Origin of the sequence: Citrobacter sp. L55 (assembly GCF_002850715.1) — a bacterium.
Taxonomy (GTDB): domain Bacteria; phylum Pseudomonadota; class Gammaproteobacteria; order Enterobacterales; family Enterobacteriaceae; genus Citrobacter; species Citrobacter braakii.
In genome coordinates this window covers 1-14,965 of record NZ_KZ559415.1, presented here as the reverse complement: position 1 = coordinate 14,965, position 14,965 = coordinate 1, and the positions used below count along the sequence as shown (strand labels likewise).

Genomic DNA, 14,965 nt, shown 5'->3' with positions numbered 1-14,965 from the left:
GCTAAGGAGCAAAAATGAAATCAAGTTACATCAGCTATTTCGAAGGGTACGACGCAGAAGGGCGCATTGTTTACAACGGTAATGGATCGGTAACCGTTGAGCATGGGACGGGGCAATGTGTCAATCCCGATGAACTGAAAGACCAGCATTGCTCTTATATCCTGGAAAAAGCTAAGCAGACTAACGGCCTTGTCTCCAGGATTGTGATCAAAAACCTGATGAAGCTGTGAGGGCGCTGGTCTGCCATGGTCACTTTTGGCTGTGCTGGCCATTCTATCGAGCGCCGTCATTTTTGGCGGTGCTGCAGGTTTGTTTTTTGGAGCAAGAAAGTTATGAGCTATCTGGGAAGTAAAGCGGCGAGTGGGGTTTATCAAAAGATTATTGCTGAAATGCCCCCGCATGATACGTACATTGAAACGCATCTGGGCAGCGGTGCGGTGATGTTTTTCAAGCCGCTTGCAGCCAGGACGATTGGAATTGATGTGGATGAAAATTCTTTTAAATTAACGCGGGATCGCTGGTCAAAGATGGGGAAAAAGCCGCCTCGGTGGAATCTATATCACGGTGATGCGGTAGGTTTTCTGGAAAGAGAAGACTTTACTCAACATGGCCGCGTGCTGGTTTATTCCGATCCTCCCTACCTGCCAGAAACGCGCACCAGCCGCGCCCGCTACCGTCATGAATATACCGTTGCCGATCATGAGCGTCTGTTAGCCTGCCTCATGAGCCTGCCGGAGAACGTCAGCGTGATCCTTTCTGGCTATCCGTCGCAGCTTTATGACGAAACGTTAGTAGGCTGGCGCAGCAAAGAGTTTCAGGCTATGACGCGAGGTGGGGTGAGGACAGAGAAAATCTGGATGAACTACCAGGAGGGGCGAGCTTATTCGCATGCTTTTGCAGGTAAAAATTACAATGACCGCTATCGAATCAAGCGAAAAGCGCAGCGCTGGAAGGAAAAATTTGCAGCGTTACCGCCTGCCGAGCGCCTGGCGATCATGGTGGCGCTCGGCGAGGTTGATCAGGTGTAAAAATGGGGCCGCGCGGATGCAAAAAGATGCACAAATTTGCACAATTTTTGAAACAACGTTTTTTCCATGCCGCCCCAGCACTGGCGGAGCCTGGGCGGCCTGCACAAAGTGCACAAAAAGAGGTCGGTTTAGCGCGCAGGCGAGGCGGGGGAGCAAGCGCGCGTAAAGGGGGTCAGGCAGGGGGTCATATCCTTCGCCATTCGCCGCCTGCCGGGCGCTCATGTTGATGGTTGAGCGAAGCGGCAGCGCGAGAGAAGTCGCGGCAGAAGCCCGCAGGTTGCGTCTGGTAGGGGAGTGATTTATTTGTGTTTCGTGAGTGGCCGATATGGACGGAAATGATGGTGCTGCGGGTGGTACCGCACCGCCAGAAATGACGATGCGGCCAGGAGATCACTTCGTGGGTTCAAGCAATGCATAAGGGTTGAAGCGAATCACCTCCTCACCCAGCCAGTCGTTAACATGCTTCATGGCTTCCATGTAGGGTGTCAGCTCGTTGACGGCGAACACGCGGGCCGCTTTCTCAATATCACCGAATGAACCGTTCCCTTCCGGAATGGCGCCCATTAGCTGCGGCGGCACCCGGTGCGCTGCCAGCATGTCATCGCGGGTGGAAGACTTTACCCCCACAAACTCATCCTTAGCCGATATCTGGCTGAATGGCAGTATTTGCACGGAGTCTTTGCCGCCGTTAGGTGCGTGCAGAAGGATGTTCTTAAACGCACCGCCGCGCCGGGTATCAGTCAGCGTCTTTTTGAGCTTATCAAGGCTCTCCTGGTCGGCCATCGCGCTGTTAACGTAGACGATGCAGCCAGCGTGTGAGCCGTTGTCGTAGTAGAGCTTTCTGAACTTGTCAGCAGAATGGGCCAGGTTTGCTGACAGCAGGCCAGCGAAATACTCAGGCATGCCGTATATTTCCTGGTGAATATCCGGGCTGAGAACGTGGCATACCGAGCCCGTTGAAAACATGTGATCCTGTAGCCCGGCCTGAATAAACCAGTAAGTATCCAGGTCAGATCCACGGCGTGTGTATTTCGCCAGCGAGTGGCGAAAGCCAAAGGAACCACCAAGCCGGTTTTTTCGCATCTCAAGATAGCCATTCCCGAAGACAAACCAGTCCAGCGCGAAGGCGGAGAACACCTGGCGGGAAAGAAGTTTGTGCGGGATAAAGCATCCGGCAAGGACATTGCGCTTGAAATAAAGCGCCGACTGGTGCCAGCTCGCATAGCCAAACTGACGGGCGAGGCCATACCAGTCAATGGGGGTTTCGTAGTATCGCCCGTTGTCTGCGCAATACATGTTATCAAGCAGGTCGCTGGCACCACTCACCGGCCATGGGCCGTCGAAGGTGAATGAGTTCAGCTCCGGTGACGCTTTCAGTGAGGCGGCGAGATCTGCCTGCTCCCTGGCATACTTCCTGCCGCGTGTGGGTCTTTGTTTGCTCAAGGTTAATACTCCGTAACTGTCATACTGCTGCCGCCTTCTTGTCCCAGCGGTTCGTTAATGGTGGCAAGCATCGTCGCCCATGCGAGATCGCCATGACTGACGCCGCGAGAGCGGTCCGTGTCGTAAGTGACAACGCCGCCAGGGGTAACGATCTTGCGGACAGAGTTGAATGCACCAACCAGGTCAAGCTCACCACGATCAAACTCCCAGCGCCCGCCACGAATCAGCTGTTGCATCTTCAGCACGAGCATTCGCTTGCTGGACGGTGAGAACTGGTAACAAACCGCTGCCGGGAAATGCTTTTTAACCAGCTGATAAACCGCTTCACCAATACCGGTGCCATCGATCCCAATGTGCTGCACGTTGTACCGGGTGAGCATGCCGATAATGAGATTGGCCTGCTCTTCGAACTCCATCCCTCGTATGCGTAGTGTCTCAATCGTGCGGAACTTGCCGCCGGGCACCATCGGCACAGCGTTAACGGATATGGCTCCACTGTCCCCCTTGCCGCTGGCGCCGTTCGGGTCGTAGCCAATCCAGACGGGACGATCAGCCATGGGGCGGGCCGCATATGGCCGCCAGTCGGGCCAGTCGTCATAACCATCAGCACCGCATGCCAGTAGCCTGTTATAGTCAAAGGCGCTTTCACCGCTTTTGATGAACTGGCATCCGTACAGGTTGTCGTATTCTTCCGGGCTGTTCTCTTCCCGGATTTCGTCGATATCAGTCAGATCCCATCCATGGTTGATAGCATCCTGCAACGTGACAATCTGCCTCCAGATCTTGTCCGGGCACATCAGGCCGCTGTTAAGTGTTTTCCAGGATGTATCAAACTCAATGCGCTTGCCATGGCTGCGACCTTTGTTAAATGCTTCACCTGTCCAGAATGGATAAGCCTCATGGCTTTCGGCTGAAGGGGTGGAGAAATAGGTACGCGTTAGGCCTTTTAGCGTTGCCATGGCGCCCGCGACTTTTTTCAGGTTGGCAAACTGGCCTACCCAAAAGAATTCGTCGAAATACAGGTTGCCCGTGTATGACTGAGCTGTAGCCGCTGACGTGCCAAGAAAATGCAGCTCGGCGCCGTTGAACAGCTGGATCATGTCGCCGCCCTTGAGCTCCACGTCAACTTCTTCTGCGGCCGAGCGAATGAAACTACGAAACTGGTACGCCTGGCGGCGGCTTGCCGATAAAAAGATTTGGTTGCGCTGATGCTTGTATTTCACATCCTCAGACAGGGCGCGCACCAGAGCTTCACGCGCGAAATACCACGTCGCACCAACCTGGCGGCTTTTCAGGATCATACGGTTGCGCCAGTGGTGATTGTCATACCACCCTTTCTGGTGCCAGTGCAGAGAGCCGAGAATGTTCTCCCGCAGCGCGGCAATCTGCGACTCTGAGAAATAGTTTTGCTTTTTGCGGATCTTTTTCTTCGGCTGGGTGGCTGCTGTGCCGTTATCCAGCTTTTTTAGCTGACGGGTGAGCAGGTCAATCTCTTTGAAATCACCGCCGGTCTTTTTGTCTTTGCCTGTGAGCTGAATTAGCCTGGCATCAATGGATGTTGTCACGCGCTGGATCGGCGGTGTGGTGTCCCATTCATCTCGCTTTTTCCATGAGTAAACCGTGTTCTGGTTGATCCCCATCAGGCGTGCGATCTCTGCTGGCGGGTAGCCCTGCCAGTAAAGCTGTCGTGCACGCTGCATGATGAATGCTTCTTCAATCGCCATTAATCCTCCTCGCTTCCTGCCGGGGAGATTAACCCGCGCGCGCGTACCCTTGCGCTCGCTTTAGGTTGTAGTGCTCCGCTCACAACAACAACGCGTTGAGGGGGGATGCGTCCCCCTGCCATCATCTCCGGGAACTCAGAAAACAAGCGAGTAAACGAACATGGCAGGCACAGCAAAACCACGTAAGAAGTTTCGCGTGGCCGTCTCCGGAAATACCGTTGACGGGCGCGAAATTCAACCGCAGCACCTTCGCGATGCAGCAGCAAATTACAACCCTGAGGTGTATGGCGCGCGGGTCAACATTGAGCACTATCTCTCTATGTTCCCGAATAGCGATTTTGGTGCGATGGGGGATGTGGTAGCCCTCAGCACTGAAGACATCACCGAAGGTGCACTGGCGGGGCGTACCGCGCTTTATGCCGAAATCGAACCATCCGAGCGCATGGTGCAGATGACCGACAAAGGGCAAAAAGTCTATTCCAGTATTGAGCTGCATCCGCAGTTTGCCCTCAACGGCAAAGCCTATGTTGTCGGGCTGGCAATGACCGATACCCCGGCGAGCCTGGGCACTGAGCGTCTTAAATTTGCCTCACAGCAGCGTGCATCGGTGATGGCCTTCAATAACCAGCAGGGTGAGGCGCCGATGTTCACCGAAGCGCTTGAAGCAGAGGTGATCGAGCTGACCGCCCAGCGCAGCGATGAAGGTGCCAAGTGGTTTAATCGCGTGATGAGCATTATTGGCAAAGGTCAGAAAACGGACGATCAGCGCTTCAGTCAGATGCATCAGGTCGTTGAGGCCGTGGCGCAATCGCAATCCGAGCAAATTGATCGCTTCAGTGCCGCAGAGCAGGAGCGCCAGGAGGATAAGGCCGCTATCCAGAAACTGACCACTGAGTTTGCGGAGCTGCGCCAGAAGCTGGGGAACACTGAAGCTTCCTTCAGTCAGCGACCACCTGCGAACGGCGGCGCCAACGCGCAGCTGGCTGATTACTGATATCCACTACGAGAGCAGAGAACATGGAAAACAATACCCGCCAGCTGTTTGATCAGTACATTGCGCGCCAGGCGCAGTTAAACGGCGTATCGACTGCGGCAGTCGCTGCGAAATTTGCGGTAGACCCGGCGCGTCAGCAACGCCTGGAGCAGGCCGCACAGGAGAGTGATTCTTTCCTGAGCAAAATTAACGTGTTTGGCGTTAACCAGCAGATTGGTCAGAAAGTGCTGATTGGCAGCAAAGGTCCGATGGCTGGCGTTAACAACAGCACCACCAACCGTCGTAATCCAGGTGCTAACCATTCAATGGAGCCGTTTGATTACATGTGCCGCAAGGTCAACTACGACTACGGGATCAGCTATGAACAGCTTGATGCCTGGGCGCACATGCCGGAATTCCAGCCTCTAATCAGCAAGGCGATGGCTCGTCAGATGTCACTTGACCGCATCATGATCGGTTTCAACGGCACCAAATACAGCGATCCATCAGACCGCGCGGCTAACCCACTGTTGCAGGATTGTGGCATTGGCTGGCTGGAGAAAATCCGTACTGAAGCCTCACACCGCGTGATTTCCGGCGTCACGATCACTTCCCGTGATGAAGATAACAAGGTTATTGCGAAAGGGACTTACGGCAACCTGGGTGCGGCGGTGTACGACGCCAAAAACAGCCTGATGGATGAATGGCACAAACGTAATCCTGACAACGTGGTGATCCTGGCGGGCGACCTGTTGACCACCGGCAACTTCCCGGCGATTAACGCCATGAGCCAGACCAACCCGAACACCGAAATGCTGGCCGGTCAGCTGATTGTTGCGCAGGAACGTGTCGGCAACATGCCGACCTTCATCGCGCCGTACTTCCCGGTCAATGGCGTACTGATCACGCCGTTTAAAAACCTGTCCGTGTACTACCAGCGCGGTGGACTGCGCCGGACGATCAAGGAGGAGCCGGAATACAACCGTATTGCGACTTATCAGTCATCGAATGATGACTTTGTGATCGAGGACTACGGCAATGTCGCATTCATTGACGGCATTACCTTTGCCGAGGCGCCGGCAGGCGGCGCATAACCGCACACTGGCGGGCTTCGGCCCGCCGTTCATCGGGGAAGAAACAATGCTGACACCGGCACAACGACATTTTCAACGCGTCATGGCTGAACGCCATGGCAAGGCAGATGATCTGTCAGAAACAGCGCGTACTGCGCACGAGCAAATTCTGCACCGCATGCGTATGGATATGAGTGCGCTGAAGAAAATTCAGGGCGAACAGGCAAAAGCCGCGCTTAAACGCCAGCTGCTACCCAATTACGAGGGGTGGATTGAAGGAACGCTGGAGGGAGACAGCGGGCGACAGGATGAAGTGATCACGCGCCTGATGATTTGGGCGATTGATATTCGGGATTATCCGCTGGCCGTGCGCATCGGGCGGTATGTCATCGCGCACAACCTGGCAATGCCAGACCGGTTTAACCGCACGGCAGCGACAGCGCTGGTCGATGAGATTTGCGATCCCATTCTGGTGCAGGTCAAGGCGGATGACAGCACTGATATTAAGCCATATCTGGCGGTGCTCGATGAGGTCCAGGAGATCACTGAAAACAGCGATATGCCAGACGTCGTACGGGCCAAGCTGTATAAAGCCCGCGCTTTTGCATTGTGCAACGGCACTGCGGATGAACAGGCGACTGCGCTGGAGTTGTTGCGTCGCGCGCTGAACCTCGACCCCGGCGCCGGGGTGAAAAAGCTGATCGATAAGCTTGCCAGGCAGGTAAAAAAAGCCTCTGCGGAAAATGCATCAGGCAGTGAGGGTGCAGACCAGAGCGGGGGCGAAGGGGGCAATAATCAGGCTGCAGCAACGCCGGAAGTGACGGTGCCAGCTGCCAAAAAGCCAGCCACCAAAAACAACCCCGGAAGCACAACACGTAAAACGGCGGCCCGCAAAACAACGACGAAAAAGCCCACCGCCGATAAAAAATAACCGACTTGCGCCCCGTGCGCTGGCGGCGCGGGCGGAAATCTGCAACGCATCGCGTTAGCTTTTCTCCGTCCGCTCACCGCCAACCTTTTCTGGAGACTACACGATGAGCCTTGTGGCCCCTCGCACAGTTACCTCCTCTGCGGAGGATGTGCCGGACGTGGATGACGGCGGAGAGAAAGTCACCGCCGGGGAGTTCTGGCCCGAGATAGTGCTGAGCAACGTCCGTAAGGAGATGCGGATCACCGGTGCGGTTACCACTTCGCGTTTAAAGCAGGTGGTCATTGAAGCCGTAGCCCACACAGCTGATCAGCTGAAGCAATGGCAGGCTGAACAGATTGGGGCCGGATATGCCAGTTTGGCCGCCGTACCGGCCATGGTGATTAACGACGAGAGCGTAAAGGTATATCGCTGGCGCCGCGCAGTTTACAGCATCTCGCGGGCCCTTCTGATCGAGACTTTCCGCGATGTTGACACCACGGGTGACGCGGGAGAGAAGCGCGCCGCCGCACTCGCAACCCAGGCGAATGATCACTGGCGTGATGCGCGCTGGGCTATCTCGGATATTCAGGGCGTGGTCCGTAACTCTGCGGAGGCGTTCTGATGAAAGTGAAGGCATTGCAGGGCGATACAGTGGATTTGTTGTGTCAGCGTCACTACGGCATCACCCAGGGCGTGACCGAGATCGTACTGGCTGCGAATCATGCGCTGGCCGGCCAGATCTTTCTTGATGCAGGGCAGGAAGTTGAGCTGCCTGACGTCGACACCTCTGCGACAAAGGAGACTGTTCAATTATGGAGCTGATAAACCGCCTCTGGAACTGGACGGTGTACCTCTGGTCGATGCTGCTGACGGGCGTCGGCATGATGACGCAGAAGGACTGGCTGGCTTTCATTGCTGCGCTCACCGGGATCGTGGTTGCCGTGCTGGGTGAGCTCCATCGCCGCCGGATGTCCCGCATCCATGAAACCAATAATGTTCTGCTGAATGAATTGATCGATGCGATTCGGGACGATACCGAGAACCGGCAGGACGTGAAGGAGTTAATCCGGACTATCAGGGAGTCACCGCGATGAAAAGAGGAATTATTGCCTGTTCTGTTGCGGCGATTGTCTCTCTTGCAGCGGCACTCTGGCCGCAGACGCTGCGCACAAGTCCTGAAGCGCAGCTGAAGATGGCGAAATACGAGGATTGCCGAAAGACGCCGTATTACTGCCCGGCAGGTGTGCTGACCGTAGGCATGGGGTCGACCAGCAACGTGCAGAACCGCGAATACGCCGAGCGCGAGATCGCCGAGCGATGGGTGAATGATCTGGTTCGCGCTGAGAAATGCGTAAATCGCGAGTTCAATGGTGCAGCTGCTCCGCAACGTGTTTTTGAGGCGCTGACCGACGGCGTATTTAACGTTGGATGTAGTGGCCTGGCATGGTTCACCAACAGGCAGGGCCAGAAGGTCAGAACAACAATCTGGCGTAATGCGCAGACGGGCAACTGGCAGGGGGTATGCGAGCGACTGACAGACTTTGTGAACTCTGGGGGAAAACGCCTGCCGGGGCTTGTCAAACGGCGTGAAGAGTTCCGGTACTGGTGCCTGTCAGATCCGGTACTGAAGGGGGTGAAATGAAGTGGGAACTTAGCGCCATGGTGATGGCTGCGACCCTGATTATCGTGATGGGCCTTCAGATTGAATCGGAAACAGGTAAGCGAAAAGCGACAGAAAAAGAACTGAGTGACACCCGACAGGAACTGAAGCAAACCGGTGATGTGCTGGCCGAGGTCAGGGCACTGCGGCAGGACGTAAACGAGGTTAATGCCAGGTTGAAAACACTCGATCAGGCGCGCAGCGAAACAGGGGAAAAGCGACGTGAAAACATCAAAACCGAGCTGGCCGGTGATAAGTGCGCCGCTGTACCTGTGCCTGACCGTGTGGCTGACAGCCTGTACCAGCGAGCCACCGAAGTCAGCGCCGGTGATTATTCAGGAGCCTTTACCGGAAAACCTGACAGCAAAAACTGAAACGCCAGCGCCACCCAGGCCGATGACTTACGGCAGCCTTGCGCCATGGTCTGATGCGCTACTGGATGCACTGGATAGTTGTAATGCCGATAAGGCGGGTATTCGTGAACTGGAACTGCGGCGAATTGCCAGGGGGATAAAGTGAAAAAAGCAGAGCTGATGCGTGATGCACTGATTGCCGGTAACACCTGGTGTAAAGCCAACCCGGAAAAAATCACTGTCTGGGTGGAGAAGGGGCATATCGGTATTGAAGCAACGGGCGAGCCGTCTTTCATGTACCTGTACACCATCAATGTTCTGGCGGTGGAGTTCCCTGGCCAGGTTGATGACCTCATGCTGCCGATCATGGCGTGGGCCTGGCAATATCAGCCTGATTTGCTGCTGAATCCTGAAAATAACCGCAAATTGGAATTTGACGCTGACATTATCAGCGACGACCTGGCCGATCTTCTGTTCAAGGTGCCGGTGTGGGAGCGCGTGATAGTGGAGAACGTAGACGGAAAACCCGTCGCGAAGCACCTGGGCGAGAACCGCCCACGTATCAGCGGTGGTGAGTGGGCGGTTGTGTTTACTCCTGATTTCGAAGGCGAGTTGATATGACAAACGATGCCGCGCTGTTTCAACAACTCGATCAGGTGTTCGCGGAAATTCTGTCCGCCATGACGCCGGCACGCCGTCTGCGTACTGCGCGCGGAATAGCGACCTCGTTGCGCCGCAGTCAGAGCCAGCGGATCGGAAAACAGATGGCGCCAGATGGTACGAAATACCCGAAGCGGAGCCGTCGAGTGCTGCGCTCGCAAGCCGGAATTGGTTTTATCTGGGAGGGGGATGAGCGTCGTCTGCGCAACTGGCGGGCAACTCGCGGAAGCCGGGGCCGCATGCTGACTGGTTTTGATGAAGGACGTGGCGCAGTACGATCATTCTACCGGGAAGATATTGAGCGTTATCTTGATATCAGCTTCAGCGAGACGCGCCGTGATACCACGAAACCAGATCCAATGTTCCGCCGCCTGCGTACAGCTCGCTTTCTGAAGGCACGCGCCACATCGGACGGCGCTGTAGTTGGTTTTTCTGGTGTCGCTGCACGCATTGCCCGCGTTCACCAGTACGGGCTACGGGACAGGGTAAACGACAGCGGAGCGGTGGCGAATTACCCGCGCCGTGAGTTGCTCGGCCTGAGTAAAGCGGACCGCATGGCTATCGCCCGCCAGGTCATAGACTCGCTGGGGGGGAACTGATGGACCTGGCTGAAGTCATCCGCCTGCTGGAAAACATCGTTCGCACCGGTACGGTGACGCAGATCGACGAGAAAAAATGGCGGGTACGGGTGCAGAGCGGTGAACTGGATTCCACCTGGCTGCGATGGAATGCACAAAGAGCAGGCGCTTTCAAAGTCTGGGTGCCGCCGTCTGTTGGCGAGCAGGTATGGTTCCTGTGCATGGGAGGGAACACCACCGCTGCGATCATCGGTGGCAGTCTTTACAGCAACGACAATCCGGCACCAGGCACATCGACAAAAGAGATGATCGTGACGGCACCGGATGGCGCGAAGTTTCGCTATGACGCGGAAGCGGGGGCATTGCAGGCCAGTGGTATCAAATCCGCAACGATTGAGGCGTCGGTTAAAGTCTTGCTGGCTACGCCACTGGTCGAGTGTACCGAGATGCTGAAGACCAAAAACCTCAATGTTACGGAAGGCGGCAAGATGCAGGGAAACTTTGTGCACACTGACGGTAAGTTCACCTCAAACGGTGTTCAGGTTGATGATCATGATCATGGTGCCGTGGAACGTGGCGGAGACTGGACGGAGGGCACGCGATGACGGTGCGCTATACCGGGATGAATCCTGGGGGGACGGGAACGCTGACGGACGCCGCCCACGTGTGGCAGTCAGCCAGTGACATTCTGAACACCCCAATTGGCTCAAGGATCATGCGTCGTGACTACGGTTCTCTTGTTCCGGACCTGATTGATGGCCCGCAAAACGATGTTACACGCATGCAGTTGATGAGCGCAGTAGTTATTGCGCTGGCGACATGGGAACCGCGGATCACGCTGAGCATCGTGGATGTGCGTTATTCGCAGTCCGGAGCAGTGGAGGCGGGATTGTCAGGGGCTCTGGCGGAATCTATGGAACAGCAGACGACAACCTTAACACTCAGGAAAAGCAGCAATGGCAACAGTTGATTTGGCGCAGCTACCGCCGCCGCAAATTATTGAGGTGCTGGATTTTGAAGTGATTCTGGCGGATGTCAAAGCCGTCATGATCGCGGCTTTCCCTGATGAACAACAGGCTTCTGTTGCCGCTGCGTTAAAACTTGAGTCTGAACCCCTGACCATACTGGCGCAGGTGATTGCCTACCGGGAATTAATGCTGCGCCAGCGAATCAATGAGGGTGCTGCGGCCTGCATGTTGAGCCATTCCGTCTCCACCGATCTTGATAACCTTGCGGGTAACCTGAACACCGAGCGCCTGGTTCGCATTCCGGCTACCGAAACCACCGATGCAGAGATGGAAAGCGATACCGCACTGCGTCTGCGTGCGCAATCCGCTTTTGAAGGGTTGAGCGTTGCTGGCCCTACCGGGGCATACGAATATTTTGCGAAGAGTGCCAGCGGTAAAGTTGCAGATGCCAAGGCAACCAGCCCCTCACCCGCTGCTGTCGTCGTGTCCATTCTGTCTACCGAAGGGGATGGCACGGCGAGCGACGAGCTGATCGCAACAGTAAACGACACGCTCTCAGCGGATGATAAGCGACCTGTCGCTGACCGGCTAACCGTCAAGTCAGCGGAGATTGTGAATTATGAAATTGACGCTCTGCTTTATCTCTATCCGGGTCCGGAATCTGAGCCGATCCTGAGTGCGGCAGATGATGCGCTGCGGGCGTGGCTGGAAGTACAGGGGAAAATCGGTAGCGATGTTGCGCGTTCGGCCATTATGGCCGCTCTGCATGTACAGGGGGTGCAGCGCGTAGTCTTGCTGAATCCTCAGGAAGATATCGTGATCGATGATACCCAGGCGGCACGATGTATTTCGCACGCCATCAGCGTAGGGGGAACGGATGAATAACAGCCTCCTGCCGCCTTCAGCCAGCACTTTCATGCGGAATGCAGAGAAACCGACGGCGCGGATCAGCGGTATTCCTGTTGACCTTCGAAATCTCTGGAATCCGGATGAATGCCCCGTGGAGTTTTTACCCTATTTGGCCTGGGCGTTGTCTGTTGATCGCTGGGATAAGCGCTGGTCTGAACAGACCAAGAGGCAGGTAATCAAAGCCTCCTGGCTTGTCCATCGCCACAAAGGCACGATTTCAGCGCTGAGGCGCGTTGTTGAACCTTTCGGCTATTTGCTGAGGGTGATTGAGTGGTGGCAGAACGGCGAGGAGCCAGGCACTTTCCGGCTTGAAATTGGCATCCAGGATGAGGGGATCACCGAGGAAACTTATCGGGAGCTTGAGCGCCTGATCGACGATGCAAAACCCAGAAGCCGTCACCTCACCGGCCTTTCGCTTTCGCTTCAGTCTCAGGGTTATATCGAGATAGGGGCGGGGTGTTACGTGGGCGATACGCTGACGGTATATCCCTATTTTCCTGAAACTATCGCTGTGGGTGGCAATGACTACACCGGCGCAGCAATCCATTTAATTGATACCGTGGAGATCGCAAGTGGCGACTAAATATCTTGCCCTGTTGACCAATATCGGGGCGGCAAAACTGGCAAAAGCCACGGCGTTGGGTACGAAAGTTGAGATTACCCAGCTGGCCGTTGGTGATGGCAATGGTGTACTGCCTACACCGAATCCGGCACAGACTGCTCTCGTACATGAGTTACGCCGCGCCCCTTTGAATATGTTGACGGTGGACCCGGCGAACGCCAGCCAGATCATTGCGGAACAGGTCATACCGGAAGACGTCGGCGGGTGGTGGATTCGTGAGATCGGCCTTTTCGATAAAGATGGCGATATGGTGGCGATTGCCAATTGCGCTGAAACCTATAAGCCTCAGTTGCAGGAGGGGAGCGGGCGCGTTCAGGTTATTCGCGTGATCCTGATTGTCAGCAGCACCGAAGCCGTTACGTTGAAGATTGATCCGGCTGTTGTACTGGCAACACGCCAGTATGTTGACAGCCAGCTGCGCGCGCATGAGCAGTCACGTAATCACCCGGATGCGTCAACGACAGAGAAAGGTTTTGTGCAGCTCAGCAGCAGTGTGACCAGTGACAGCGAATCGCAGGCGGCAACATCGAAGGCCGTTAAAATTGCGATGGACAATGCGAATGCTCGGCTGGCTAAAGAACGCAATCTCGCTGATTTACCTAATCCGGCACTGGCGCGCCAGAATCTGCAACTTGGTGACAGCTCGACGAAAAACACCGGTACAACGGCCAATACTGTTGCGGCGGGTGATGATGCACGTATCACCGGCGCAATGCAGAAAAGCCAAAACGGCGCGGATATTCCAGATGTGGCGAAGTTTCTCCAAAACCTTCAATTGGGAGAAGCGGCAAAACGGGATGTGGGGACCGGGGAAAACCAGATACCTGATATGTCTTCTTTCGTCTTCTCTGTATCCGGTGGGGTCAATATTTACCGATTCCCGAACAGGATGTGTATCCAATGGGGGAACAGCAATACCGATGCAAATGGCGGTGCCATTGTCTCTCTTCCCGTCGCAATGTCAGCGTATGTCCCTGTGGTGATTGAAGGGCTATCGGGAAACTGGGCGGGGAATGGAGGGGTGTATGACTTCTTCACGGTATATGGTGCACAAGTTTCCACAGCGTCTTCATTTCTCGCTAAATCATCTTCATATCGTGGCAGTGACGGTAAATTTGTCGCTCAGTCTACTAACTTTAACTGGGTTGTGGTGGGGACTATCTGATGCACACTTTCTTTTATAGCTCAGAACAGAACGCATTCTGGTTCGCTGATAGCACGTCAGCACCTGCTGATGTGGTTTCTGTTGAGAAATCTGTTTTTGAAGAGTTTTGTGTTACGCCTCTGGATGGAAAGCGTCGGGTTGCCGGTGATGATGGCCTCCCGTCATGGGAAGAGATTCCACCACCAACGGCAGAAGAAATTAAAGCCTCGGCAATTGCAGCGGCTGAGCAGCAAAAATCTCAGTTNTTTATAGCTCAGAACAGAACGCATTCTGGTTCGCTGATAGCACGTCAGCACCTGCTGATGTGGTTTCTGTTGAGAAATCTGTTTTTGAAGAGTTTTGTGTTACGCCTCTGGATGGAAAGCGTCGGGTTGCCGGTGATGATGGCCTCCCGTCATGGGAAGAGATTCCACCACCAACGGCAGAAGAAATTAAAGCCTCGGCAATTGCAGCGGCTGAGCAGCAAAAATCTCAGTTCCTCGCTGAAGCATCAGAAGTTACCAAAGGGTGGCAGATTGACCTGNCGGGTTGCCGGTGATGATGGCCTCCCGTCATGGGAAGAGATTCCACCACCAACGGCAGAAGAAATTAAAGCCTCGGCAATTGCAGCGGCTGAGCAGCAAAAATCTCAGTTCCTCGCTGAAGCATCAGAAGTTACCAAAGGGTGGCAGATTGACCTGCTGCTTGGCACCATTAGTGATGAAGACAAGGCGAAACTAATTGAGTGGAGAACTTATATCAAGGAACTGGAGGGGGTAGACACCTCCAGTGCGCCAAAGATTAACTGGTCTGAGAAACCGGCGGTGTAGGCCAGACAGGATTTATAGTATCAACCCGCATCAAATCCAGCCTGTAATCCTGCCATTCAATCAAAGCGTCGGCTTCTTCCTCCGTCGCTT

At 55.0% G+C, this 14,965-nt stretch carries 22 protein-coding genes and 1 pseudogene; 20 read left to right on the top strand and 3 right to left on the bottom strand.

All coding sequences use genetic code 11. The annotated features are described in order from the left end of the window. Window positions 1–14: 14 nt before the first annotated feature. Together B9P82_RS23155 and B9P82_RS23150 are read left to right on the top strand one after the other, a co-directional pair. A complete protein-coding gene (locus tag B9P82_RS23155; RefSeq protein ID WP_101701018.1) occupies window positions 15–230 on the top strand; it encodes a hypothetical protein in 216 nt (71 codons plus the stop codon). A 102-nt stretch (window positions 231–332) separates the two neighbouring features. After that, on the top strand, window positions 333–1,028 hold the full coding sequence (locus tag B9P82_RS23150; protein WP_101701017.1) for a DNA adenine methylase: 696 nt from the start codon (window positions 333–335) through the stop codon (window positions 1,026–1,028). A gap of 390 nt (window positions 1,029–1,418) precedes the next feature. Here B9P82_RS23150 and B9P82_RS23145 read toward each other — a convergent pair whose 3' ends face one another. Together B9P82_RS23145 and B9P82_RS23140 are read right to left on the bottom strand one after the other, a co-directional pair. Continuing rightward, complete coding sequence (locus B9P82_RS23145) at window positions 1,419–2,471, bottom strand: phage portal protein (protein ID WP_057063502.1); 1,053 nt, start codon at window positions 2,469–2,471, stop codon at window positions 1,419–1,421. A 2-nt stretch (window positions 2,472–2,473) separates the two neighbouring features. Continuing rightward, window positions 2,474–4,195, bottom strand: coding sequence for a terminase large subunit domain-containing protein (locus B9P82_RS23140; RefSeq protein ID WP_101701016.1), 1,722 nt, complete (start codon window positions 4,193–4,195; stop codon window positions 2,474–2,476). Between the two features lie 160 nt (window positions 4,196–4,355). On the opposite strand from B9P82_RS23140, the gene B9P82_RS23135 reads away from it, so the two are divergent. The 18 genes and pseudogenes from B9P82_RS23135 to B9P82_RS23050 all read left to right on the top strand — a co-directional run bounded on the left by B9P82_RS23135 (window position 4,356) and on the right by B9P82_RS23050 (window position 14,875). Further along, window positions 4,356–5,189, top strand: a complete 834-nt coding sequence (locus B9P82_RS23135) for a GPO family capsid scaffolding protein (protein WP_101701015.1) — start codon at window positions 4,356–4,358, stop codon at window positions 5,187–5,189. 23 nt (window positions 5,190–5,212) lie between these two features. Then, window positions 5,213–6,262, top strand: coding sequence for a phage major capsid protein, P2 family (locus tag B9P82_RS23130; RefSeq protein WP_000430111.1), 1,050 nt, complete (start codon window positions 5,213–5,215; stop codon window positions 6,260–6,262). A 46-nt stretch (window positions 6,263–6,308) separates the two neighbouring features. Then, window positions 6,309–7,172, top strand: coding sequence for a phage terminase small subunit (gpM, locus tag B9P82_RS23125; protein WP_101701043.1), 864 nt, complete (start codon window positions 6,309–6,311; stop codon window positions 7,170–7,172). Between the two features lie 103 nt (window positions 7,173–7,275). Further along, a complete protein-coding gene (locus B9P82_RS23120; protein ID WP_023305074.1) occupies window positions 7,276–7,773 on the top strand; it encodes a head completion/stabilization protein in 498 nt (165 codons plus the stop codon). Then, on the top strand, window positions 7,773–7,973 hold the full coding sequence (locus tag B9P82_RS23115) for a tail protein X (RefSeq protein WP_000864915.1): 201 nt from the start codon (window positions 7,773–7,775) through the stop codon (window positions 7,971–7,973). Before B9P82_RS23120 ends, B9P82_RS23115 begins: the two co-directional genes overlap by 1 nt. After that, window positions 7,964–8,245: a hypothetical protein gene (locus B9P82_RS23110; RefSeq protein WP_000420349.1), complete on the top strand. Its 282-nt coding sequence runs from the start codon at window positions 7,964–7,966 to the stop codon at window positions 8,243–8,245. Before B9P82_RS23115 ends, B9P82_RS23110 begins: the two co-directional genes overlap by 10 nt. Next, complete coding sequence (locus tag B9P82_RS23105; RefSeq protein WP_101701014.1) at window positions 8,242–8,793, top strand: lysozyme; 552 nt, start codon at window positions 8,242–8,244, stop codon at window positions 8,791–8,793. Before B9P82_RS23110 ends, B9P82_RS23105 begins: the two co-directional genes overlap by 4 nt. Continuing rightward, window positions 8,790–9,185, top strand: coding sequence for a DUF2570 domain-containing protein (locus B9P82_RS28340; RefSeq protein WP_143704284.1), 396 nt, complete (start codon window positions 8,790–8,792; stop codon window positions 9,183–9,185). Before B9P82_RS23105 ends, B9P82_RS28340 begins: the two co-directional genes overlap by 4 nt. A gap of 141 nt (window positions 9,186–9,326) precedes the next feature. Next, window positions 9,327–9,785: a phage tail protein gene (locus B9P82_RS23095; protein WP_101701012.1), complete on the top strand. Its 459-nt coding sequence runs from the start codon at window positions 9,327–9,329 to the stop codon at window positions 9,783–9,785. Beyond that, entirely contained in the window at window positions 9,782–10,423 is a 642-nt protein-coding gene (locus tag B9P82_RS23090) for a phage virion morphogenesis protein (protein ID WP_101701011.1), read from the top strand. The genes B9P82_RS23095 and B9P82_RS23090 overlap by 4 nt, the downstream gene beginning before the upstream one ends. Further along, window positions 10,423–11,007 carry a phage baseplate assembly protein V gene (locus tag B9P82_RS23085; protein WP_101701010.1) on the top strand — a complete coding sequence of 195 codons (585 nt, stop codon included), beginning with the start codon at window positions 10,423–10,425 and terminating at the stop codon, window positions 11,005–11,007. Before B9P82_RS23090 ends, B9P82_RS23085 begins: the two co-directional genes overlap by 1 nt. Further along, on the top strand, window positions 11,004–11,372 hold the full coding sequence (locus B9P82_RS23080) for a GPW/gp25 family protein (RefSeq protein WP_101701009.1): 369 nt from the start codon (window positions 11,004–11,006) through the stop codon (window positions 11,370–11,372). The genes B9P82_RS23085 and B9P82_RS23080 overlap by 4 nt, the downstream gene beginning before the upstream one ends. Next, window positions 11,359–12,255 (top strand): baseplate assembly protein, encoded by an 897-nt coding sequence (locus tag B9P82_RS23075; RefSeq protein ID WP_101701008.1) that lies wholly within the window; start codon window positions 11,359–11,361, stop codon window positions 12,253–12,255. Before B9P82_RS23080 ends, B9P82_RS23075 begins: the two co-directional genes overlap by 14 nt. Then, window positions 12,248–12,862 carry a phage tail protein I gene (locus B9P82_RS23070; protein WP_101701007.1) on the top strand — a complete coding sequence of 205 codons (615 nt, stop codon included), beginning with the start codon at window positions 12,248–12,250 and terminating at the stop codon, window positions 12,860–12,862. The genes B9P82_RS23075 and B9P82_RS23070 overlap by 8 nt, the downstream gene beginning before the upstream one ends. Continuing rightward, window positions 12,852–14,066 (top strand): phage tail protein, encoded by a 1,215-nt coding sequence (locus B9P82_RS23065; protein ID WP_246842153.1) that lies wholly within the window; start codon window positions 12,852–12,854, stop codon window positions 14,064–14,066. Before B9P82_RS23070 ends, B9P82_RS23065 begins: the two co-directional genes overlap by 11 nt. Continuing rightward, window positions 14,066–14,302, top strand: a pseudogene (locus B9P82_RS29490) (tail fiber assembly protein); the annotation flags it as partial. The gene B9P82_RS23065 and the pseudogene B9P82_RS29490, both read left to right, overlap by 1 nt. A 68-nt stretch (window positions 14,303–14,370) precedes the next feature. Further along, entirely contained in the window at window positions 14,371–14,604 is a 234-nt protein-coding gene (locus tag B9P82_RS23055) for a tail fiber assembly protein (RefSeq protein WP_246842152.1), read from the top strand. Then, the gene (locus B9P82_RS23050) at window positions 14,513–14,875 is read left to right on the top strand and encodes a tail fiber assembly protein (protein ID WP_101701041.1); all 363 of its coding nucleotides are present in this window, start codon (window positions 14,513–14,515) and stop codon (window positions 14,873–14,875) included. The genes B9P82_RS23055 and B9P82_RS23050 overlap by 92 nt, the downstream gene beginning before the upstream one ends. Here B9P82_RS23050 and B9P82_RS23045 read toward each other — a convergent pair. After that, window positions 14,847–14,939, bottom strand: a complete 93-nt coding sequence (locus B9P82_RS23045; RefSeq protein ID WP_246842155.1) for a hypothetical protein — start codon at window positions 14,937–14,939, stop codon at window positions 14,847–14,849. The genes B9P82_RS23050 and B9P82_RS23045 overlap by 29 nt on opposite strands. Window positions 14,940–14,965: the final 26 nt, after the last annotated feature.